General features: G+C 66.1%; 17 protein-coding genes. 2 read left to right on the plus strand and 15 right to left on the minus strand.

Annotated elements, in window-relative coordinates:
* The 15 genes from IDT60_RS20010 to IDT60_RS20080 all read right to left on the minus strand — a co-directional run bounded on the left by IDT60_RS20010 (nt 1) and on the right by IDT60_RS20080 (nt 19,016).
* A complete protein-coding gene (locus tag IDT60_RS20010; protein ID WP_191080375.1) occupies nt 1–1,338 on the minus strand; it encodes a M18 family aminopeptidase in 1,338 nt (445 codons plus the stop codon).
* 63 nt (nt 1,339–1,401) lie between these two features.
* Nucleotides 1,402–2,307 carry an intradiol ring-cleavage dioxygenase gene (locus tag IDT60_RS20015; protein ID WP_191080376.1) on the minus strand — a complete coding sequence of 302 codons (906 nt, stop codon included), beginning with the start codon at nt 2,305–2,307 and terminating at the stop codon, nt 1,402–1,404.
* A 94-nt stretch (nt 2,308–2,401) separates the two neighbouring features.
* Nucleotides 2,402–3,091, minus strand: coding sequence for a response regulator transcription factor (locus IDT60_RS20020; RefSeq protein WP_191080377.1), 690 nt, complete (start codon nt 3,089–3,091; stop codon nt 2,402–2,404).
* Nucleotides 3,088–4,443 carry a sensor histidine kinase gene (locus IDT60_RS20025; protein ID WP_191080378.1) on the minus strand — a complete coding sequence of 452 codons (1,356 nt, stop codon included), beginning with the start codon at nt 4,441–4,443 and terminating at the stop codon, nt 3,088–3,090. The genes IDT60_RS20020 and IDT60_RS20025 overlap by 4 nt, the downstream gene beginning before the upstream one ends.
* A gap of 20 nt (nt 4,444–4,463) precedes the next feature.
* Nucleotides 4,464–5,360 carry an ABC transporter permease subunit gene (locus IDT60_RS20030; RefSeq protein WP_164203835.1) on the minus strand — a complete coding sequence of 299 codons (897 nt, stop codon included), beginning with the start codon at nt 5,358–5,360 and terminating at the stop codon, nt 4,464–4,466.
* Nucleotides 5,361–5,365: 5 nt separating this feature from the next.
* Nucleotides 5,366–6,352 carry an ABC transporter ATP-binding protein gene (locus IDT60_RS20035; protein WP_191080379.1) on the minus strand — a complete coding sequence of 329 codons (987 nt, stop codon included), beginning with the start codon at nt 6,350–6,352 and terminating at the stop codon, nt 5,366–5,368.
* A gap of 182 nt (nt 6,353–6,534) precedes the next feature.
* Nucleotides 6,535–8,031, minus strand: coding sequence for a bifunctional phosphatase PAP2/diacylglycerol kinase family protein (locus tag IDT60_RS20040; protein WP_191080380.1), 1,497 nt, complete (start codon nt 8,029–8,031; stop codon nt 6,535–6,537).
* A gap of 51 nt (nt 8,032–8,082) precedes the next feature.
* Nucleotides 8,083–9,297 carry an MFS transporter gene (locus tag IDT60_RS20045; protein ID WP_191080381.1) on the minus strand — a complete coding sequence of 405 codons (1,215 nt, stop codon included), beginning with the start codon at nt 9,295–9,297 and terminating at the stop codon, nt 8,083–8,085.
* Nucleotides 9,298–9,454: 157 nt separating this feature from the next.
* Nucleotides 9,455–11,137 carry an ABC-F family ATP-binding cassette domain-containing protein gene (locus tag IDT60_RS20050; protein WP_191080382.1) on the minus strand — a complete coding sequence of 561 codons (1,683 nt, stop codon included), beginning with the start codon at nt 11,135–11,137 and terminating at the stop codon, nt 9,455–9,457.
* Between the two features lie 69 nt (nt 11,138–11,206).
* Entirely contained in the window at nt 11,207–13,192 is a 1,986-nt protein-coding gene (locus IDT60_RS20055; RefSeq protein WP_191080383.1) for a penicillin-binding transpeptidase domain-containing protein, read from the minus strand.
* Between the two features lie 51 nt (nt 13,193–13,243).
* On the minus strand, nt 13,244–14,686 hold the full coding sequence (locus IDT60_RS20060) for an NAD(P)/FAD-dependent oxidoreductase (protein WP_191080384.1): 1,443 nt from the start codon (nt 14,684–14,686) through the stop codon (nt 13,244–13,246).
* Complete coding sequence (locus IDT60_RS20065) at nt 14,679–16,145, minus strand: glycosyltransferase family 87 protein (protein WP_191080385.1); 1,467 nt, start codon at nt 16,143–16,145, stop codon at nt 14,679–14,681. Before IDT60_RS20065 ends, IDT60_RS20060 begins: the two co-directional genes overlap by 8 nt.
* Before the next feature lie 62 nt (nt 16,146–16,207).
* On the minus strand, nt 16,208–16,351 hold the full coding sequence (locus IDT60_RS20070; protein ID WP_164203817.1) for a hypothetical protein: 144 nt from the start codon (nt 16,349–16,351) through the stop codon (nt 16,208–16,210).
* Between the two features lie 575 nt (nt 16,352–16,926).
* On the minus strand, nt 16,927–17,511 hold the full coding sequence (locus tag IDT60_RS20075; protein ID WP_164203816.1) for a histidine phosphatase family protein: 585 nt from the start codon (nt 17,509–17,511) through the stop codon (nt 16,927–16,929).
* Complete coding sequence (locus IDT60_RS20080) at nt 17,508–19,016, minus strand: CCA tRNA nucleotidyltransferase (RefSeq protein ID WP_191080386.1); 1,509 nt, start codon at nt 19,014–19,016, stop codon at nt 17,508–17,510. The genes IDT60_RS20075 and IDT60_RS20080 overlap by 4 nt, the downstream gene beginning before the upstream one ends.
* 207 nt (nt 19,017–19,223) lie before the next feature.
* Here IDT60_RS20080 and IDT60_RS20085 point away from each other — a divergent pair, with 207 nt between their 5' ends.
* Nucleotides 19,224–19,724, plus strand: a complete 501-nt coding sequence (locus tag IDT60_RS20085) for an NUDIX hydrolase (RefSeq protein WP_164206605.1) — start codon at nt 19,224–19,226, stop codon at nt 19,722–19,724.
* Nucleotides 19,725–19,823: 99 nt separating this feature from the next.
* A complete protein-coding gene (gene murJ, locus IDT60_RS20090) occupies nt 19,824–21,983 on the plus strand; it encodes a murein biosynthesis integral membrane protein MurJ (protein WP_191080387.1) in 2,160 nt (719 codons plus the stop codon).
* Nucleotides 21,984–22,053: the final 70 nt, after the last annotated feature.

Here is a 22,053-nt window from a genome sequence, read left to right on the forward strand (position 1 = left end):
CTACGCCGCAGTCCGGAAAAACAGCTCAGTTACCGTGGCAAGCCGGTACGGGTCCTCCACACCGCAGAGTTCGCGCGCGGAGTGCATGGAGAGCAGCGGCACTCCGACGTCGACCGTGCGGATTCCCAGGCGCGTGGCGGTCAGCGGCCCGATGGTGGAGCCGCAGGGCATCACGTTGTTGGACACAAATTCCTGGTAAGGCACACCGGCCTCACCGCAGAGCCGTGCCCAGAAAGCGGCGCCGGTGGCATCGGTGGCATACCGCTGGTTGGCGTTGATCTTCAGCAGCGGGCCGCCGTTCAGGACGGGGTGGTTGGCCGGATCGTGCCGTTCGGGGTAGTTGGGGTGGACGGCGTGGCCCGCATCAGCGGAAACGCAGAACGACGCCGCCAGCGCCTGCCGCCGCTGGCTCACCGTGGCGCCGAGGCCGTCGGAGATCCGCACCAGCACGTCTTCGAGGATGGGCCCGCAGGCTCCCGATCGGGAGTTGGAGCCGATTTCCTCGTGGTCGAAGGCTGCCAGGACGGCGATCGGCGCACCCGCGCCCGTGACGCCGTCGGATCCCCCGCCGTCGGAAGAGGCAGCAGCAGCGTGCGCGATCAGCGCCGCCAGCCCGGCATGCGTCGCGGAAAGGTTATCCAGCCGCCCGGACGCGAAGAACTCACTGCCGGCCCCGAAAACCGCCGGCGGCTGCGTGTCCGCAATAACGACGTCGTACCCGCCGATCTCCGCAGCGTGCACCGCAGTTCCGCCCGGCACATGGGACGCCAGAACAGCCAGCAGGTCGAAATCGGCCGGGTTGCCCAGGCCCCACACAGGGTTCATGTGCCGCTGCTTGTCCAGCGTGAGGCCGTCGTTCACGGCGCGGTCCAGGTGGATGGCCAGCTGCGGAAAGCGGAGCATGGGGCCGGTGGCCGTGAGGTGCTCGGTTCCGTCCAGCATGACAAGCCGGCCGGCCAGCTGCAGCTCGCGGTCCAGCCAGGAGTTCAGGAGCGGGCCGCCGTAGATTTCGACGCCGGCCTGCAGCCAGCCCAACGCACCCGTGGTGGGCTTGGGCTTGAGCTTGAAGGACGGCGAATCCGTGTGCGCCCCCAGGATGTTGAACCCGGTGGTGGGCCCCGCGTTCTCCGGTATCACCCAGGCGATCAGCGCACCGTCGCGGACCAGGTAGAAGGCGCCTGCCCCGCCGGTCCAGGGCTCCCGCTCATCCAGGCCGGTGAACCCCGCTTCGTCGAGCCGGCGTGCCGCTTCGTGGACGGCGTGGAAGCTCGACGGCGATGCGCTGACGTACGCGCCGAGGTCCTGGATGTGGTCTGCGGCGGCGGAAGGTGAAGGCATGGTTCCGAGTCTAACGCCGCGTCCGCCGGCGAACCCCGCAGCCTGCAACCACAGCGTGCCCGCCTACAGCGTGACGTTCAGTCCAGCCGTGTAGCCCGTGGTGGCGGAGCCAGTCATCGTGGCGAGCTGGTAGATCCCGCCGTCGTCCCGGAAGACGTTGTCATTCTGCAGCGTGGTCCGCTTCATGTTGGCGACGCTGTCCTCGTATCCCGGCGTGGCGTAGACGTCGTCGCAGGCGGCCTTGGTCAGTGCGATCTGTGACACCGCGAGCACCTGTCCGGCCGCGGTGGCGTTGCTCATGGACTCGAACACTTCGAAGTGGATGTGCGGCCAGCGTCCGGAATAGGCGCCCGGGAAGATGGAGATGAAAGTGACCTGGCCGTTGGCGTCGGCTTCCTGCACTCCGCGGAGGTAGTTTTCGTTGGACAGTCCTGAATCGTAGAGCGAATACCGTCCCTCGCGGTCACAATGCCAGGCGTAGACGGCGGCCCCGGCCAGCGGAACACAGCCGTTGGCGTTGTCCAGCAGGGTCAGGGTGAAGGTCAGCGGCACGCCCCCGGCTTTGGCGCTGCCGGTGCCGAAACTTGCGGTGATGTCCTGCCGCACCACCCCGGAGGCGGCCAGGACGTTGGGCCCGTTCGATCCGTCGCCAGGGAACGGACCCGCCGTCTCCTCCGGAATCTCCACGCCGCACTCGGCGATCGCGCGGGTGAGCGTCGGGGACGCGGTGGGCGACGCCGTCGTGCTGGCTGCGGCGGATGCGGTAGCACTTCCGGTGACGGTCGACGTCGGTGTGCCGGCTGTGGTGCCCGACCCGCCGCTTCCCGACCCTCCTGGCGTGCACGCGGCCAGCGCCGCTGCCGCGCCGCCGGCGCCGAAAAACATTCCGAGCGACCGCCGGCTCATGAGGGTGGAGAGGTCAAACTCGAGGCCGCGGTCATGGTTGGGGTGGGGAACGTGGTTGCTCATGGTTCTATCCAACCTGCCGCCCCTGTCGATTGCATAGGGCGGGGCTGTGCGGACGCTGTGCCTCGGCCGGCCGCGCGCGAGTTAAACAGCCGAGTCAGTAGTCAGGGTTGCTCGGGACCACCAGGCCGGTCTCGTAGGCGTAAACCACGGCCTGCACACGGTCCCGCAGGTGGAGTTTCGTGAGGATCCGGCGGACGTGGGTCTTCACGGTGGCTTCCGACAGGAAATACCGGTGCGCAATCTCAGCGTTGGACAGGCCCTCAGCCATTGCTTCGAGCATCTCGGTTTCGCGCGGGGTCAGTTCTTCCAGCAAAGGATCGCGGGGCGTGGAGGCGGCGGGCCTCGCAGCGCCCCGGACGTATGTCTCGAGCAGCCGCTGGGTCACCCGCGGGGCCACCACGGCATCCCCGCTGGCCACCACCCGGACGGCCTGGATCAGCTCCGCCGGCGCCACATCCTTGAGCAGGAACGCGGAGGCCCCCGCCTGGAGCCCGGCGAACGCGTATTCATCCACATCGAAGGTGGTGAGGATGATGACCCGTGCGGACGCCCCGGCGGCAGTGATGGCACGGGTCGCCTCGATACCGTCCAGCACCGGCATCCGGACGTCCATCAGCACCACGTCAGGCGCGAGGTCCCGCACCTGCCGGACCGCTTCGGCGCCGTCGGACGCTTCCCCCACAATGCTGAGGTCATCCTCCCCTTCCAGGATGAGGCGGAACCCCATTCGCAGTAACGGCTGGTCATCCACCAGCAGGACGGTGATCGTTTGGGTCTCAGTCATGCTCTGCCTTGCAGTTGGGGAACGTGGCGGGATTCCGGAGTGTCGTCGCCCGGCCAGCTCAGGACGGCCCGCACGCGCCAGCCGCGGCCGCTCCGCCCGGCCTCCACGGTGCCGGCGTAGATGCGTGCCCGTTCCGCCATGCCCGCCAGGCCCTGGCCCGTCCCGGTTCCGACCGGACCCTGGTGCCCGGAACCCGGACCGCCTCCGTCGGCGGTGCCCGGCCCCCCAACCCCTGCGCCGTCGTCGAGCACTTCAATGGTCACGGCGGAACCGTCGCGGACGATGCTCACATCCACCCGCCCCAGGGACCGGCCGTAGCGGAGCACGTTGGTCAGCGACTCCTGCACAATCCGGTACACGGTCAGCTGGAACGCTGGGTCGTTGGGCAGCGCGGGCCCTGTGTGGGAATAGTGGAGGGGCAGGCCGGCGGTGCGGAAGCCTTCCAGGAGCTTCGCCAGGCTGTCGCCGGATGCGAGGGGCTGCAGCGGCATGGTTCCGGCGTCGTCCCGGAGGACACCCAGGACACGGCGCATGTCCGCCAGTGCGGTCCGGCCGGTCCGCGACAGTTCGCCGAGCACCTCGCCGGCGCGGTCGGGACTTTTCCGGACCACGACGGCGGCACCGTCGGAGAGGCTGACCATCACCGTCAGGGAGTGGGCCACGACGTCGTGCATCTCGCGGGCGATCCGGTTCCGTTCGGTGACCGAAGCCAGGCTGGCGGTCCGCGCCGCCCACGCCGCGATTTCCTGCTCATGCTCCCGCCGCTGCCGCACGGAAATGCCGATCCCGGTGGCGATGACGTTGGAGAGGGCAATGGTGGCGCCCGTGGCGATGCTCGTCAGGAGGTGGAAGTCGCCGGGATTATTGGCCTCAACGTGGAGGAAGGAATTCTCCATGGGGCCCACGGCGGCCAGGAGGTACAGGAGGGCAAGCGGTGCGGTTGCCGCGGCCATGGCCACCAGGGCGAACCGGCGCGTGTGCACCACCGCCACGGCGTACAGCGAGAACCACAGCCCGGCCGAGACGTTGGAGCCCCACGGGTGCAGGAGTGTGACCGCGACCTCCATCACCGCTACAAACGCGGCCACTGCCACCGAATGGGTACGCCGGAAAAACAGCGCTCCCGCCACGGCACCCAGGAGGGCAGCCGCCAGCCAGGCGCCCTTCATGACGGCGTCCGCCACGGTGGGGGCCACCAGCAGGATGTAGCTTCCGGCGACCACGGCATCCATCACGCGGGGATGCTGGTAGAGATACCGCCGGAACCGGCCACGGCGCTTGGCCGTGAGCTCGGCAAAGGACGCGTGGGCCAGTCCGGCCGACGCGTCCCTTGCCTGTACCGCTTCAGTCATGCTTTGAGCCTGATTTCAGCTCACACATCGCGTTTCTTGATCACGATCATGGCCGGCACAAGGAACAGCAGAACGTAGCCCAGGAAGACCAGGCCGCCCTGCCAGGGGTCAATGACGCCGTCCGTGTGGCCGATGGAGAGGAACCGTCCGCCGGCGTCGCTGGGGATGTACTGGGGGACGTACTTCCAGAAGTCGCCGGGGATGAGCGTCAGGAAGCTCGCCGCGATGGACAGGACGAAGAACAGGCCCACCAGCACGGTGATGCCGCCGGCGGAGTTGCGCAGCAGCGCCCCCAGGGAGAGGCCGATCAGTGCCACACCGGCAACGTAGAGCCCGCCCGTGAAGACGCTGTACAGCACCCCTTCCGTGGACCAGTCAAGGTCGAATCCAAGCCCCTGGAATACCGGCATGGCGATCAGGAAGGTGGCCACGGCGGCGATGGTGGTGATGACGTAGGAAATCACCGCGAGGATGATCGCCTTTGCCACGAACGCGGGCGTACGGCGCGGCACGGCGTTCATGGTGGAGCGGATCATCCCGGTGGCGTATTCCGAGGAAATGAACAGGACAGCCAGCGAACCCAGCACCAGGATGCCGATCTGCAGGCCCGCGTTGGGTAGGTTGTACAGGTCAAAGCCGGATCCGGGCGGGAAGGACTCCGCCATCATTTCCGGCGTCATGGTCTGGCCGGCTTCCCGCGCCTGCCGGGACATTTCGTCCAGGAAGGTGAAGCGGATGAGGACGGCAAGGGCACCGACGCCGACAATCGCCAGCAGGGTCAGCAGCAGCAGGATGCGGGTGGACATCAGGGACCACAGCTTGATCCATTCGGAGCGCAGCACGCCTGTGAAAGTCACGCCTTTGGTACCGGCGGTGGAACGGACCCGGGAAGTCTGGGTATCAGTCATGGTGGTCATGGTCCTTACTTTCCTGCCGTTGCGGGGGCTGTTTCGGGTGCTGAGGCCGGCGATGCAACCGATGCAGGCGCGCCCGCAGGTCCGCCGGTCAGGTGCGAGTGGTATTCCACTTCGTCCTTGGTGAGGTCGAAGTAGGCGTCTTCCAGGGACGAGTGCTGCGGGGTGAGTTCATAGACCAGAACGCGGTTTTCCAGGGCTACCTGGGCGATCTGACGGGAATCCAGGCCAGTCACTTCCAGGGTTTCCTGCTCGTTCTGGTCCACAGTGACGCCGTTGCCGGCCAGCAGCGCGGCGAGGTGGGTGGCGGCCGATGTCCGCACCAGGGTCCGGACCTGGCGTGTACCGGCGATGATTTCCTGCACGGGAGCGTCGGCAATGATCCTGCCGCGGCCGATCACGATCAGGTGGTCCGCTGTCTGCGCCATTTCGCTCATCAGGTGGGAGGACAGGAAGATCGTCTTTCCCTGGTTGGCGAGGTAGCGGACCAGGTTGCGGACCCACAGGACGCCTTCGGGATCGAGGCCATTGACAGGCTCATCGAGGATCAGGGTCTGCGGATCCCCCAGGAGCGCGGCCGCAATGCCCAGGCGCTGTCCCATGCCCAGTGAGAATCCGCCGGCCTTCTTCTTGGCGACGGCTTCCAGCCCGGTCATTTCGATGACTTCATGGACGCGGGCTGTGGGAATGTTGTGGGTGGCTGCCATGGCGCGCAGGTGGTTGTAGGCGCTGCGGCTGGTGTGGACCGCCTTGGCGTCCAGCAGTGCACCCACCTCATGCAGGGGCGCCCTGTGGTCCGCGTACGGCAGCCCGTTCACAGTGACCGAGCCCGACGTCGGCCGGTCCAGTCCCATGATCATGCGCATCGTGGTGGATTTGCCGGCGCCGTTCGGGCCAAGAAAGCCCGTCACCTGCCCTGCGTTGACGGTGAAGCTGACGCCGTCAACGGCCGTTTTGCTGCCATAGACCTTGCTCAGGCCTGTTGCCTCAATCATGGAGTGTTCCTTCGAACAGCAGCCAAGGGGCTGCGGGATGCTCGGACATTTGGTGTGTACGCTCCACGCTACCGACGGCCATCGCCGATTTCGCCTGTCTCAGGGATGATTCAGGGGCGAATCAGGGTAATCCGGACGGATGATCAGGGATCACTCCGGTGTGCAGGCCTGGTCAGCCGGATTCAGGACATGGGCGAGTAGTAGGCCAGGGCCCGAGGCTCCACCCGTACCCGGACACTGCGGACTCCTGCCAGCGCTTCCCCGTCCACTGCCAGGGCCATCGGGGGGCCCGCCGAATCGATGCGGACGTCCGTGGCTTCCCTCAGGTGCGTGATCCGTGACGTCGCCACGGTTCCGGTCAGGACGGACCACAGGAGCCGCAGCCGGGCAAAGGATTCATCGGCAGTGATCATCCGGACGTCCAGGACGCCGTCGTCGAGCACGGGCCGCAGCAGGGGTGCATGGTCCCGGGGGTAATAGCGGCCGCGGCCCACGTACGCGATCCAGACCTTGTGCCTCACACCGTCGACGACCAGCGTGGTGGGCGTCCCCACGGCGAAGGTCCGGAACATGGCCACCACTCCGGCCAGGGGTTTGCCGAGCGCCGGCTGCAGCTGTTCCCTGCGCCGGACCAGGTTGGGGTAGAGGCCCACGCTGGCGGTGTTGACCATGATCAGTTCTGCCGTCTCCGGATTCTCTGCCAGCCCGCGTTCCACGGTCACTATCCCCACGTCCGTCCACGCGGCCTCGCCGTTAGTGGCAGCGGCAACAGCTTCCTTGAGGCTCCCGATTCCGGTGTCCCGGGCAAAGTGGTTCAAGGTGCCCCCGGGCAGCACCAGCAAGGGCAGGGAATGCTCGATGGCGGCCGCTGCCGCCGCACTGACGGTACCGTCGCCACCCCACACCCCGAGGGCCTTGGTGTTGTCGAAGGCAGCGGCAGCCTGGATTGCTTCGGCCAGGCTCTCGCCGGGCTGCACCGACTCTATATGCGCTTCCGGGAATACTTCCTGGAGCGCTGCAGCAGTCTTCTCGGTAAAGGAACCGCCAAGTGTATTCACCACAATGCTCAGGCCGGCGCCGCCGGGTAACTCAGGGGCGTCAGCCTCGGTGCGGGCCACCTCAGGAAAGGGTGGCCGGACCGGCCACCATTTCCGGGTGACAAGTGCTGCTCCCGCGCCGATGGCGGAACCGAAAAACACATCCGATGGCCAGTGCGCACCGGTGTGGACGCGTGAATAAGCAACGCCCAAAGCCGCAGGTGCCAGCGCCGTACCGAGGGCCGGTTTGACCAGTCCCGCGCCCAGCGCAAAGGCGATGGCGGACGCCGAGTGCCCTGACGGCATGGAGGAACTGGTGGGTTGCGGGTGGACAAACCGGAACACCGGAAGGTGTTCCGGCAGGGGCCGGGTGCGTGGCAACAGCGTCTTGAATCCTGCGTTGGTGACGGCCGAAGCCACTGCCTGGGCGATCAGACCGTGAAGCGCTGCCCGGCGGGGCCGCCCGGGAAACAGTGCCATGACCGCGGCCGCGCCCATCCAGAGTTTGCCGTGGTTGGCGGACGCGGAGAGTCGTCGGAAGAACGTGTCATGGTTCCCGCCGGGGAACGCCGAGACGCCCCGGACCAGATGCCGGTCGAAACGGCTGATCCATCCCGTTCCCTTGCGCCATTTGGTGTGCATCTCCCCACCCTAATGCCGGCGCTTGCGGCCCGGGAGGAACCCGGCCGTTGCTTAGTGTTCCCTGGCTGGGCCGGATGCCAGCGGCTTCGCAGCTCCCGCCAGGACCAGGGCCACCACGATAGGGGCGAGGATGGCCAGCAGGGCCAGATGGATTCCCGTGAGATCGCCCAGATAGCCCAGCAGCGGCGGGCCGGCAAGGAAGGAAACATACCCCAGGGTGGATACAACCGAAACTCTCGCCGCTGCATGCTTCGGATCGTCCGCGGCCGCGGACATTCCCATCGGGAACGCGAGGGCCGCGCCGACGCCCCAAAGCGCGGCGCCCAGGCCCGCCAGCCAGACGTTCCCGGCGAGGACAAAGAGGCCAAGTCCCGCGGCGGCGGCGGCCATGCTGGCCCGGAGTACTGCGACGCGGCCGTATGCGTCGATGACCTGTCCGCCGAAGAAGCGCATTGCGGTCATGGCAAGGACGAAGAGGGCGAACATCAGGGCGCCGGTGGATTCGGACGTACCCAGGCCGTCAACGGTGGCCTTGGCGATCCAGTCGTTTCCGGCGCCCTCGGTGAGGGTCGCGCCGAGGACCACCACACCGATGAGCAGGGTGCGGCTGTCACGCCAGGCGGATGGGCCCTTAGCGGTCTTGGGCTCGCCGTCGAGGGGAGCCGGCTCTGCCACGTGGGGGAGGAAATAGCGGGGCGTTACCAGCGCCACCGCCACCACAACCACAGCGATCACCAGCAGGTGCTCCGGCAGCCCGACACCGATGGTCGACAGCCCCGCACCGATCAGCGCACCAACGAAGGCCCCGCCGCTGAAGGCGGCGTGGAACTGGGGCATGATGGTCCGCCGCAGCCTGTGCTCCACGTCTGCGCCTTCGATGTTCTGCGAGACGTCCCACAGTCCGATGCCGATGCCGAAGAAGAACAGGGCAATGGCGGTCCCCACCACCGATTCAGCCGACAGGGAGAGGGCAATCCCGACTCCCGCCAGGGCGGCCAGCACCCCGGCGGCGCGTACGGCGTTGGCCGTACCGATCCTGCCCACCACCAGTCCCGCCGTCGGAAGCGCCAGCAGCGAGCCGATGGCTGTGCACAGCAGAAGCGTCCCCATCTGCCCGGACGTGAGGTGCAGCGTCTCTGTGACCGCCGGAATCCGCGCCGCCCAGCTGGCAAAAACAAATCCGTTGACACCGAAGACCACAAACGTGGCGGCGGCCGCCGCCCGAAGCGAGGGTCCGGCCGCGGTTCTGGTGATGTCAGTCTTCATGCTGGAAGACTAGCAACCGGCGGGAGCCCTCACCCACCACCCCCACCGGACGCTCTCTCACTTAATGTGCTTAAATAGCCGACCCTCTCTCACTTTCTTGAGGAGAGTGAGAGAGGGTCAGTGTTAAACCCACATTAAGTGAGAGAGCGTCCGGGGGTTAGCGGGCGCGGACGACGCGCTTTTCGTCCCACACGGGCTCGGCCGACTCGTAGACCTTGCCGTCGGAGCCGAACACCAGGAAGCGGTCGAACGTGCGGGCGAACCACCGGTCGTGCGTCACGGCCAGGACGGTTCCTTCGAAGTGGTCGATGGCCTTTTCCAGCGCCTCGGCCGAGTGCAGGTCCAGGTTGTCGGTTGGCTCGTCCAGCAGCAGCAGCGTCGCACCGGAAAGCTGGAGGAGCAGGATCTGGAACCGGGCCTGCTGGCCACCGGACAGGGACTCGTACTTCTGTTCCGACTGTGAGGCCAGGCCGTAACCGTCCAGCGCCCCGGCAGCGGCCTCGCGGCCCAGTCCGGAGCGGTGTTCGTCACCGCGGTGCAGGATTTCCAGCAGGGTCTTGCCCAGGAGGTCCGGCCGGACATGGGTCTGGGCGAAGAAGCCGGGGCGGATACGGGCGCCGAGTTTCACGGTGCCCTCGTGCGGCACTTCGGCGATTTCGACGTCGGACACGGGCAGGTGCTCCCGTTCCGGATCGGTGCCGCCGGTGGCAAGCAGCCGCAGGAAGTGGCTCTTGCCTGACCCGTTGGAGCCGAGCACACCGACGCGGTCGCCGAACCAGACCTCGGTGGAGAACGGCTTCATCAGCCCGGTAAGTTCCAGCTTCTCCGCCACGATGGCGCGTTTGGCGGTCCGGCCGCCCTTGAGCCGCATCTGCACGTTCTGTTCGATGGGCAGCGCCTCGGGCGGACCCACCTCCAGGAACTTCGCGAGACGGGTCTGGGCAGCGTGGTACCGGTTGGCCATGTCCGAGCGGAATGCCGCCTTGTTTTTGTACATGTTGACGAGTTCCTTGAGCTTGACGTGCTCCTCGTCCCAGCGTTTGCGCAGCTCCTCGAACCGGGCGTTCCGGTCCGCGCGGGCGTCCACGTAGGAGCCGAAGCTGCCGCCATGGACCCAGGCGCCGGCGCCGTTGATGCCCGGTTCGAGTGTGACGATGCGGCCGGCGGCATTGTTGAGCAGCTCGCGGTCGTGGCTGATGAAGAAAACCGTCTTTTTGGACTCGTTGAGCTTGTCCTCGAGCCAGCGTTTCCCGGGCACATCGAGGTAGTTGTCCGGTTCGTCCAGAAGCAGGAGTTCGTCGGGCCCGGCAAAGAGCGCCTCAAGCACCAGGCGCTTCTGCTCGCCGCCGGAAAGGCTCGACGCCGGGCGGTGCTGTGCGCGGTCAAAGGGCAGTCCCAGCGCGGCCATGCAGACCTCGTCCCAGACGGTCTCCACGTCGTAGCCGCCGGCGTCTCCCCAGTCCACGATGGACTGGGCGTACCGCATCTGGGAGGGTTCGTCGTCGAGCTCCACCATGGCAAGCTCGGCCTCGTCCACCTCGCGGGCAGCGGCGGCCAGGGCCGGCGGCGCGGCCGATACCAGCAGGTCGCGGACGGTGGAATCATCCCGGACCTGGCCCACGAACTGGCGCATGATGCCCATGTTCCCGGACCGCCCGATCACACCTTCGTCCGGGACAAGGTCCCCGGAAATGATCCGGAAGAGCGTGGTCTTACCGGTGCCGTTCGGGCCGATCAGGGCGGTTTTGGTGCCGTCCGGGACCTTGAAAGTCACGCCGTTCAGGAGCTGGGTGCCGTCGGAGAGGAAGTAGTCAATACCGGAAACGTCTATGTGGGCCACGCCAACAATCTTCCCACGCCCGTGCAGCCGGGCTCATCGGCCGGCTGCACAGGCGGGTCAGCACACGGGTCAGCCGGCCGCGGTCAGGAACTGTTTGAGCAGCGGCCCGGATGTGGTGGCGCCGAGGCCGCCGTCCTCAACGAACACGGCGACAGCCAGGTCGCCATGGACGGCCACAATCCAGGCGTGCGTCTTCGGCGGGGTTTCCTTGCCGTACTCCGCTGTCCCGGTCTTGGCACCCACGGGTTCTCCCGGCACGGTGGACAGGAAGCCGGCGTGGCCCGAGGTGATGACCGCGCGCATCATTTCGGACAGGGCCGCGGCTTCCTCAGCCGTGATCGGTTTGTCAGAGGCTGCGGAGGGTGCTTCAGGCGTAACGCCCGACGACGGCGATACAGGCTCCGCGGTCGGCTCGCCCGGTGTGCCTCCTGCGGCGCCGGCGTTGGGGTTCAGGACCAGCTGCGGTGAGACGGGGGACCCCTTGGCCACGGAACCTGCCATGATTGCGGCAGCCAGCGGGGACATCAGCACCTTGCCCTGGCCGATCATGGACGCCGCGTGTTCGGTGCCGGCAGCCTCGCCGGGCACGGAACCGAGGAAGGCCACGGCACCCAGGGACGGTGCTTCAACGGCCACGCCCATGGACACCGCGGCGGCCTCGAGCTGGGTCTGGGTGACAGTGTCCCTTGCAGCGATGAACGCCGTGTTGCAGGAATGGGCGAAGGCATCGCGGAGCGTCACCGATCCCAGGGATCCCTCCGGGTAGCCTTCCGAGTTCTTGAAGGTCCGGCCGTCCACCTCGAGGGTGGGAGTGCACTCCACCTTCGAATCCGGAGTGAGTCCGTTGCGGAACATCGCGAGTGAATCAACGATCTTGAAGATGGATCCCGGTGCGTACTGGCCCAGCATCGCGGTGTTGTACCCGTTGCTTCCCGGTCCCGAGGCGGCCGCGAGGACCGCACCTGTGGACGGGCGAAGGGCCACGATGGCAGAGGCGGGTCCCACGCCGGCCAGCGTGCTCTCCGCGAGGGACTGGAGGGCGGGATCCAGCGTGGTTTTCAGGGGTGTGCCCGGCGTCGGGGCGGTCTCATAGACCACGCGTCGCGGATCCGTTGCCGCGGCGTTGATCTGCTCGCGGGTGAGGTCCGCACGGTGTGCCCGGATCACTATGGCATCGCTGCCGCGCAGCTGGGCGTCGTACTGCTGCTGCAGCCCGCCGATGCCCGTCACATCACCGGCGGTCAGGGCGCCGTCCGACGCTTCGATCTGTTCAGCACTGGCCTCGCCGACGGACCCGAGGACAGCGCGGGCGAACGTGCGGCTCGGCGCCAGGGGCTGGCTTTCCTTGATGGCGCGGCCCCCGGGGATGGCCGTGATCTGCTCGTCCGTAATGGTGCGGCCTTCTTCACGCAGCGTGATGGCAGCGACAAAGGCCTGGGCACCGGAGGCGGAGACCTGCTGGGCGTAGCCGGCGGGGTCTATGCCTACCAGTTCGGCGAGTTTTGTGGCCGACGCGGCCGGATCCGCTGAACCGAGGAGGGGTTTGTCGATACCCACTTTCACCACGGGGCGGTACGTGACCAGCTGCGCGTCGCCCGCACCGAGGATGTCTGCCCGCTGGGGTGACTGAGTGCCCTTGGTGAGGATTTCGCCTTCCGCCAGGTCCGGGACGAGCGACGACGGGTTCCACACCGTGAGCCACTTATCCCCGGACTTCGTGAACTCCGCGTAGGTGGTGTATTTCCACTCACCCGAGCCGATCTTCCAGATGTAGTTCAGGGGGACAGTAGCAGTATTGCCCTCCAGCGACAGGTCACCGGTTTCCACGGCGGGCCTGTCCGGGTCGAGTGATTTGAAAATGTCCTGGACCTGCTGCCTGGCCACGCCGGCGTCCTTGCCGTCAAAGGCGACAGGGCCGACGTCGAGCGCGGACACCGCCGCGGCGAACTGTTCAGCCGCGGCTTCGGCACCTCCTCTGCCGTCGTCGCAGGACACCAGAGAGGCGCCGAGAATGAGACCAGCTATGGCAAGTGAAAGTTTCTTTGAGTTCCCCACGGCGTTATTATCCCCCAGCGCGGCAACTGCGCCGTCGAGGCCGCGTAACCCTTAAGATTTCCCCAGCGCCGGGACCTGCAGCCCGAATATGTCCTTCAAGGCATGTTTTGCGGCGAAGAACCCCGGCATCCCCGTTACTCCGGGGCCGGGAGGCGTGGACGATGAACACAGGTAGAGGCCGCGAACGGGCGTCCGCCATGGAACGGGCGAGACCACAGGCCGCTGCACGAGGCCCCGCACGTCCATGATCCCCGCGCTGAAGTCACCCCCGATGTAGTTGCGGTTGTAGCTGGCGAGTTCCGCCGCAGTGGTGACGTGCGTCTGAACCACCAGATCCCGGAACCCTGGCGCAAACCGTTCCAGCTGCGCGGTGACAGCCTCACTCATATCCTGCGTTGATCCGGCGGGAACATGGCAGTAGGCCCAGAGGATATGCCGCCCGTCCGGAGCCCGTCTGCTGTCGAACCGGGACGGCTGGGCCACCAGCACGTAGGGACGCTCCGGGTGCCTCCCGGCGATGACCTCATTTTCGGAGCGCGCCAGCTCCTCCCGGGTGCCGCCAACGTGCACGGTTCCGGCGTCCGCCAGTTCCGGTGCTGCCCACGGGACGGGCCCGGACAGGATGTAATCCACCTTGCAGGAACCACTTCCGTAGCGGAACGATTCGAGGGAGCGCCGGTACTTCCCGGGCAGTTGGTCGCCTGCGATGTCCAGCAGCCCCTGTGGCGCAACGTCGAGCAGTGTGGCGCGGGCACGGCCAAGTTGCTGAAGGCTGTCAATGGGCTCACCGGTCCGGATCACGCCGCCGTGGGCCCTGATGTCGTCGGCTAAGGCGCCGGCGATGGCGGCCGATCCGCCCTGGGGGATGGGCCACCCTTGGGCGTGGGCCAGGGCAGTCAGCATCAGGCCGGCACCGGCGGCAGCCAGCGAGGGCAGGTGCGACACCGCGTGGGCTGCCACACCGCTGAGCAGGGCGGGCGCGAGTGGCTCCCGGAACCGCACGTTCCACAGCCGGGACCCCTGTTCGAAGGTCGCCAGCCCGAAGAGTGCTGCCGCTGTTGGATTATGCGGGATCCGAAGCAGTTGGTGCTGGGTCAGGTCCATGACCCCGTCAATGCGCCTCACGAGGGGCCCGAGCAGCCTGCGGTAAGCCTGACCGTCGCGGCCCAGTCCCTCGACTGTCCGGTCGAGGGACTGGTAGCCCAGGGCTGCCCGTCCGCCGTCGAGCGGGGATCCGAACCCGAGTTCCGGGACCACCAGGTCGATCCGGCGCTCGAGCTCGAAGGCACGGAAGAAGGGGGATGCCAAAGCCATGGGGTGCACTGCCGAGCAAATATCGTGGAAGTGCCCCGGCTGCATCAGCTCGAGCGTGCGTGTGCCGCCGCCTATGGTTCCGGCAGCTTCGTAGACCTCTACGGACAGCCCGGCCCGTGCCATCACAGCGGCGGCGGCCAGTCCGTTAGGCCCGGACCCTACGACGGCGACATCAGGCATGGTGTTTCGCCCGCCAGGGGAGGACGGCCAGCAAGGGCTTCCGCGGACTGAAGCGCAACCAGTCAGGCAACCCGTTGAACGGGCCGCCGTGAGGATCGTCTACGTGGTGCCGGCGTACGGGGTCGTAGTTGGGGTCGTAGATGTCCCACACCACCCGGATCATCAGATATGCCGTCACGAGCATGTGTGCTGCCACCGCCAGAACGTAGTAGGGCATGTCAATATTGTGCTGCGTCGGGCCCTGGCTGGTCACTTGGCCCAGATACATCCAGATGGCTGCCCAATAGAGCCCCTCAATGCCCTGCCACACCAGGAAGTCCCGCCACCGCGGCCGTGCCAGTGCCAGCAGCGGAATAAGCCACAGCACAACCTGGGGTGAGTACACCTTATTGGTGAGGATGAAGGCAGCCACCAGCAGGAATGCCAGCTGGGCCAGGCGCGGCCGCCTCGGCGCCGTCAGTGCCACATAGGCCACCGCAGCGCAGGCCAGCAGGAAACAGGCCAGGGCAAGCACGTTGATGACCGCAGGATCAAGCGTTTGCCAGCGGAGGCGCCTCGCCACCAGATTGTAGGCGAACCACACCGAACCGTAGCCGGCTTCCCCGGACTGCGTGGATCCCAGGAAGGACCCCCACCCGGCCGGATTAGCGAGGGCTACGGGGATATTGACGGCCAGCCAGGCAGCCGCTGAAGCGCCGGCGGCCACAAGGAATACCCTGATCCGCCCTGTGCGGACGGACAGCAGGAAGACGGCGGCAAGAATCAGGGCGGCGTACGGCTTGGTGGCAGTGGCAAGGCCAATCAGGATGCCCGCGAGCACCAGCCGGTCCCGCGCGAAACACAACATGCCCACAGCCAGCAGCGCCACTGCCCAGAGGTCCCAGTTGATGGTGCCGGCCAGAACGATGCCAGGAGCAACCGCCACCATGGCCGCGTCCCACGGGCGCCGCTGGGATATCCGGGCGGTCGCCACGACTGCGACGATCCAGACGGCTGCGATCAGTGTCGCGTTGACGTCGAAGTATCCAAGGATCCGGGCGTCGGTAACCCCCTCACCCGGAATAAGCCAGGCTGCGGCACCGCCAATGAGTCCCACAAGAACCGGATAGTCGAAGACGCTGCCCTGGTTGAGGAACGCGAACGGATCTTCGCCGAGGCCCCGGTTCCGGAAGAATTCAGGGAAGTCCGAGTAGCACGTGGAGTAGAACTGGCCGGGCGTCTGCCAGCCGTTGGTCCGGCAGTAGTTCTTGATGGCAAGGCTCACCAACGCCGCCAGAACTGTAAGGATGATCAGCACGCGTTCCACCGTGAACACACCGGGGGAGACCAGGCCGGGTGCCGACCGGGCGCCCATCGGCCCGCCAATGAGTTCCGTGAAGTTCTTCAGCAGCAGGTCACTGCGGCTGGGAACAACCAGGCGGGCACGCTGTGGGCGGCCCGGCGGCTTCGTCTCCTGCATGTCCCCGAGCTTACCGGGGTGGTATCCGGACAGGTCGGGGGACAGGGCCTCGGCAGGAAGATTCAGTACATGCCGGCCATGTGCTGATGCATCAGCACGTACACGTCGTCGCGTCGTTGGTCCAGCAGCTCCCCGTTGAATTCGCGGCGGTCAGCCCGGACAGGCCGGCGCAGCTGAAGCATCGCCTTCTTGATCTTCTTGATCATGTGGCGGTCACCTCCTTTCGAAAAGTAATTGGGCATGGCAAATAGCGCCACATAAAGTCGGGACAATAAAGGCGGTAATTGGACATAGAAATGCCCGGTGCTTATGAATGGTTTACAAATGCGAAAGCAGGCCCGGCGAATGCGGTTGCCGGGACCCGACAAAAGCAGGGATCAGAACCAGGGATTTCTGCGATCACGCCCGACCAGCCGTGATGGTGCGCCTGAAGCGCTACCTGACGGTCAGCCGGATGTGCCTGGAGGTGGGTCCCTGAGCCAGTGATCCAGCCCGGAGGCTGATCAGAGAATGGCTCTAGGAGGCAAACACTCCGCGAAAATGGCGCGCAGAAGCGTCAGGGGCCGGGGTGGCGGTGATGGTCATCTTCCATCCGCTAGTCAAAGTAATCATTTTTCCCAACCTCCTTTTCTGCTCAAGCCGTCGCATCAGCTGATTGGCTGTACAACGTGCGCCGCGACCCCGGCAGAACGCTCTGGGGTCAGGAATAAAAATACCTTACGAATGCGACGATCCGCTACCTAATTCACAAAGATCTTCAAGAAAGTTTATGAATTACGGTTTACAGGCCCCAACGGACAATGGCCGGGGTCTTCTTGTCCCAGCCAAGCGTGCAGACTTTGGCGGTACCCAGAATAAAGTGCCGGCCTTCGGTGGGGGCCAATTCAAGCCAGCGCGCGGTCAGGATGCGGGAGAAGTGTCCGTGGGCCACGATCAGCACATTGTCGAGTCCGGATTCGAGTACCCGGGCCACAATCTTGTCCGCGCGGGCCGCCACTTCGTCCAGGGTTTCACCGTTGGGCACACCGTGGGTCCAGATCAGGTAGTCGGGGTTGTCTTTTCGGATCAGGTCCGAGCTGATGCCCTCGTAATCGCCGTAGTTCCATTCCACAGCCAGCGGCTCATGCTGCGCGTCAGGGTAGCCTGCCAGTTCGGCTGTCCGCCGGGCGCGGCGCAGCGGTGAGGTCAGCACCAGGTCAAAGTCCACCTGGTCCAGCACCTTTCGGGCTTCCACGGCCTGCTGCTCTCCTTCAACGGTCAGCGGCAGGTCCGTGAGACCGGTGTACTGCCCGCTCTTGGACCACTCGGTCTCACCGTGGCGCAGGATCCACAGCTGGGGGCGGGGCGCAAAATTCGACACAGTCATTTCGACTCCTCATTCGGGGAAAGCTCGACGGCGGCGGCCGGCTCTGTTGCGTCCGGAACCGGGGGTGCCGCCTCGGGCTGCTGAGCCCACCAGGCGAGCAGCCGCGCTTCGGCGTCCTCGGTCGGCAACGGACCATGCTCCATGCGTTCCTCCAGCAGGAACCTGTAGGCACGGCCCACCACGGGACCGGGTTTCAGGTCCAGGAGAGCCATGATCCGGGCCCCGTCCAGATCCGGGCGGACCGCCTCCAGGGACTCCTGCTCACGCAGCGCGGCGATCCGGTCCTCCAGATCGTCATACGCGAAGGCCAACCGTTCGGCCTTGCGCTGGTTGCGGGTGGTGACGTCGGACCGGGTCAGCCGGTGCAGCCGCTCCAGCAGGGGCCCGGCGTCGGTGACGTAGCGCCGGACAGCGGAGTCGCTCCAGCCGGCGTCGCCGTAGCCGTAAAAGCGCATGTGCAGTTCCACCAGCCGGGCTACGGCTTTGATGGTGTCGTTGTCGAAGCGCAGGGTCTTCATCCGCTTCGAGGTGAGTTTGGAGCCCACCATGTCGTGGTGGCGGAAGCTGACCGCGCCGCCCGGTTCGAAACGACGCGTCGCCGGTTTGCCGACGTCGTGCATTAACGCTGCGAACCGCAGCACAAAGTCCGGAGCCGGTACGGCGCCGTCCGCATCGGTCTCCAGGGCGGCAGCCTGCTCCAGGACCTGCAGGGAGTGCTGGTAAACGTCCTTGTGGCGGTGGTGCTCGTCTGATTCCAGACGCAGGGCCGAGACTTCAGGCAGCACAAATTCGGCCAGTCCGGTGTCCACCAGCAGGTCCACACCAATCCTCGGGCGGGCGCCGCAGATGAGTTTAACCAGTTCATCGCGGACGCGTTCAGCAGAGATGATCTTGATGCGTTCTGCCATTTGGGTCATCGCCTGACGGACAGCAGGGTGCACGGAAATGCCCAGCTGCGAGGCGAACCGGGCGGCACGCATCATGCGCAGGGGATCGTCGGAGAACGAGTCCTCAGGGGATCCCGGGGTAGTCAGAACAGAAGCATGCAGGTCCCGGACGCCGCCAAACGGGTCTACAAGTTCAAGGGACGGCAGCCGCAGCGCCATGGCGTTGATGGTGAAATCCCGGCGCAGCAGATCATCTGTCAATGAGGTGCCGAAGGCCACGACCGGCTTGCGCGATTCGGGATCGTACGCCTCGGCCCGGTATGTGGTGATCTCGATCTGGAAACCCGCCTTGCGCATGCCGATGGTCCCGAAGGCCCGGCCGATTTCCCAAAAGTTGTCCGCCCATTTCTTGATCAGGGCGACGGTCTGGTCTGGCGTGGCATCCGTGGTGAAGTCCAGGTCCGGCGAGGTGCGGCCCAGGAAGAGGTCCCGCACCGGACCACCCACCAGCGACAGTTCATGGCCGGCGTCGACAAATCGCTGGCCGAGCTCCAGGACCACCGGGTCCACCTGGAAATCGACGGTGTGGGAATCAGTCTTGTGATGTGCGTGCGCCATAGTTACTTAAGCTTGGCAGAAACCAGCGGCTTGGCAGGCCAAAATCCGGTCAAGATCGTGCCGATTCCCTCACGGTCTCTCAAACTGCGTCATACGCAGTCCATCTTGATGTCATGTTCCGGTCATCAAGATTGGGCAAGAGTCGTTAGAGTGGACTGCATGGCCCATCCCGTACCGAGCGCTCCCGGCAGGAGGACGAACGCACCATTGCCGTCGGCAATCGGTGCCCACGTCGCGCCTGCCCTGCACTCGGCTCCGGCCTCGCTCCCTACGGTGGAGGAAATTTCCGCCGGCGGCGTTGTGGTGGACACGTCCGACGGCGAACTCAGGGTTGCGATCATCGCGCGCCTTAACAGGGGCGGGCGTTTGGAGTGGTGCCTCCCGAAGGGCCATCCGGAGGGCAAAGAAAACAACGAGCAGGCGGCAGTGCGCGAGATTGCCGAGGAAACCGGCATCGAAGGCGACATCCTCGCCCCGCTGGGCAGCATCGACTACTGGTTCACTGTCAGCGGGCACCGGGTCCACAAAACGGTCCACCACTATTTACTGCGTGCTACCGGCGGTGAGCTCACCATCGAAAACGATCCTGACCAGGAAGCTGTGGACGTTGCCTGGGTGCCCATCAAGGAACTTGCACGGAAGCTCTCTTTTCCCAATGAGCGCCGCATCGCGGACCTGGCCCGGGACGTCCTGCCCGAACACCTCTGAGCCTGCGGCCCGGGGCTTGTGCCCCGTTGCGGGTGGATGCGGGCCGCGCAGGCCGGTCCGGTGCGGAACAAACAGGGTCCGGGTGAGACGATGAACTCGATGTCAGCTTCCAATTTCCCTTCCGATAGAACAGGCCAGGCAGGTCAGCCCGCGCCTGAGGCCGTGCCAACGGCTCCGGCCGATGCTCCGGGTCCCGCCGAGCCCGGCCCTCCCACAGGCGCGAGTGAGACACGGTCCAGCGCCATCATGGCCGCCGGTACCCTGGTTTCGCGTTTCCTGGGATTCGGCAAGACCTGGATGCTGGGTGCGGCCCTCGGCCTGGGTTCCACCGTTAATGACACGTTCATCAACGCAAACAACCTGCCCAACCTCATCTTCCTGCTGGTGGCCGGCGGCGTCTTTAACGCCGTGCTGGTTCCGCAGATCATCAAGGCGAGCAAGGCTCCGGACAGGGGCGCCGACTACATCAGCCGGCTCCTGACCTTGGCGGTCCTGCTGTTGCTGGGCCTGACCGCGCTGGTCACCCTGGCCGCGCCGTGGGTCATTGAGCTGACTACCCAGGGCTATTCGCCGCAGCAAAAGGCCCTGGCCATTACGTTCGCCTTCTGGTGCCTGCCGCAAATCTTCTTCTACGGCCTCTACGCCCTCCTCACCCAGATCCTCAACGCCAATGGCGCGTTCGGCCCGGCTATGTGGGCCCCTATCCTGAACAACGTCGTGGGCATCGCCGGCCTGGGCATGTTCATCTGGATTTTCGGCCAGAACGCCGTCAACGCGCACACGCTGGACAACTGGGGTCCCAACCAGACGTTGCTCGTGGCCGGCTTCTCCACCATCGGCGTGGTGGCCCAGACGGCCATCCTGATGATCCCGGTATTCCGGCTGAAACTAGGCCTCCGGCCGAAGTTCGGATGGCGGGGAGTGGGTCTTGGCCAGGCAGCGAAGTTGAGCGTCTGGACGCTGCTGACCGCCGCCGTCGGGCAGTTGGCGTTCCTGTACGTCATGCGTATTGCCACCATTCCCGGTGCGGAGCGCCTGCGGTTGAAACAGGCCGGGGACCCGGCGGCTGAGATACTCCCCGGTAACGCTGTCCTGGAGGTTGCCAGCCAGCTGTATCTCCTGCCGCACTCGATCATCGCCCTGTCCCTCGCCACCGTCCTCTTTAACCGGATGACCCGCGCGTCGCAGGACGGCAACCGTGCCGAACTGCGCGATGCGCTCTCGCACGGGCTCCGGACCATGGCAGTGGCCACCGTCTTCGGCGCGCTGGCACTGTTCGCGCTGGCCGGACCGTTGGGTATGTTCTTCTCCGGCGGCCTTCGCCAGGATGGCGTGATGCTGGCCCAGACGCTGACCATCCTGGCGCTGAGCACGCCGTTTATGAGTGCAAATTTCATGATGTCGCGGGTTTTCTACGCCAACGAGGACGCCCGCACACCGTTCTACATCCAGCTCCTGCTCGCAGTTGTCTATGTTGCCGGGGCTTTTGCCATCCAGTTCATGCCGGTGGGCCAGATCATCTACGCGATCGCCATTCTGTACATGGTGGGCAACATCCTCTCGGTGGTCATCAGCGCCTTCTTCCTGCGCCGCCTGCTCGGCCACCTCGACGGTCCCCGCATCGCCAACTCGTACATCCGAATGGGTTACGCGGCGCTCGGTTCCGCTCTTGCCGGTGCCGGCGCCCTGTGGCTAATGGGCAGCTACAGCCCGGACGGCTTCGCCTGGACCGACCGTCTCGCGGCCCTGGTGACCCTGGTCGTCGTCGGGCCCATCATGCTCGTGGTCTATGTACTCCTGCTTAAAGTTTTCCACGTCGCGGAGCTCCGCGATCTGCTGCGCCCCCTCCTCGGGCGGCTTGGGCGCCGCGGCGGGGGGCCGTCGGACACGGTGGGAGGGCCGCCGTCGGCATCATCTGCCACCGACTCTTCCTCAGAATCGGAACGTCCGACGCCGGAACGCGCCACCGTCTCGGTGGACACCGGACTGATTCCGCGCATCTCGGGCGAATTCGACGCGACGTCCTTCCGCGCCGGACCAGAGCCAGAGCGGCACAGGCCTGCGGCACCTGCGATTCCTGCCGGTTCCACGGATGACGGAAACATGCCTGCCGGTGAATATCTTCCGGCCGAAGATGTGCCGGGAACTGCCCGTGGCGGCTTCCTCCGCGACGAGATCCCGCTCCCCGGCCGGCGCACGTTCCAGGGGCAGCCCGGACGGAACCCGCATTTCAGGTCACGGCGGCCCCGCAAAAAGTGACCTTCCCCGGGTTTCCGGCTGCCTGTCGCCCGCGGCGGGTAGGGCCAATCGGCTAGGATCGACAATGAAC

Source organism: Pseudarthrobacter sp. BIM B-2242, from assembly GCF_014764445.1.
Lineage (GTDB): Bacteria > Actinomycetota > Actinomycetes > Actinomycetales > Micrococcaceae > Arthrobacter > Arthrobacter luteus_A.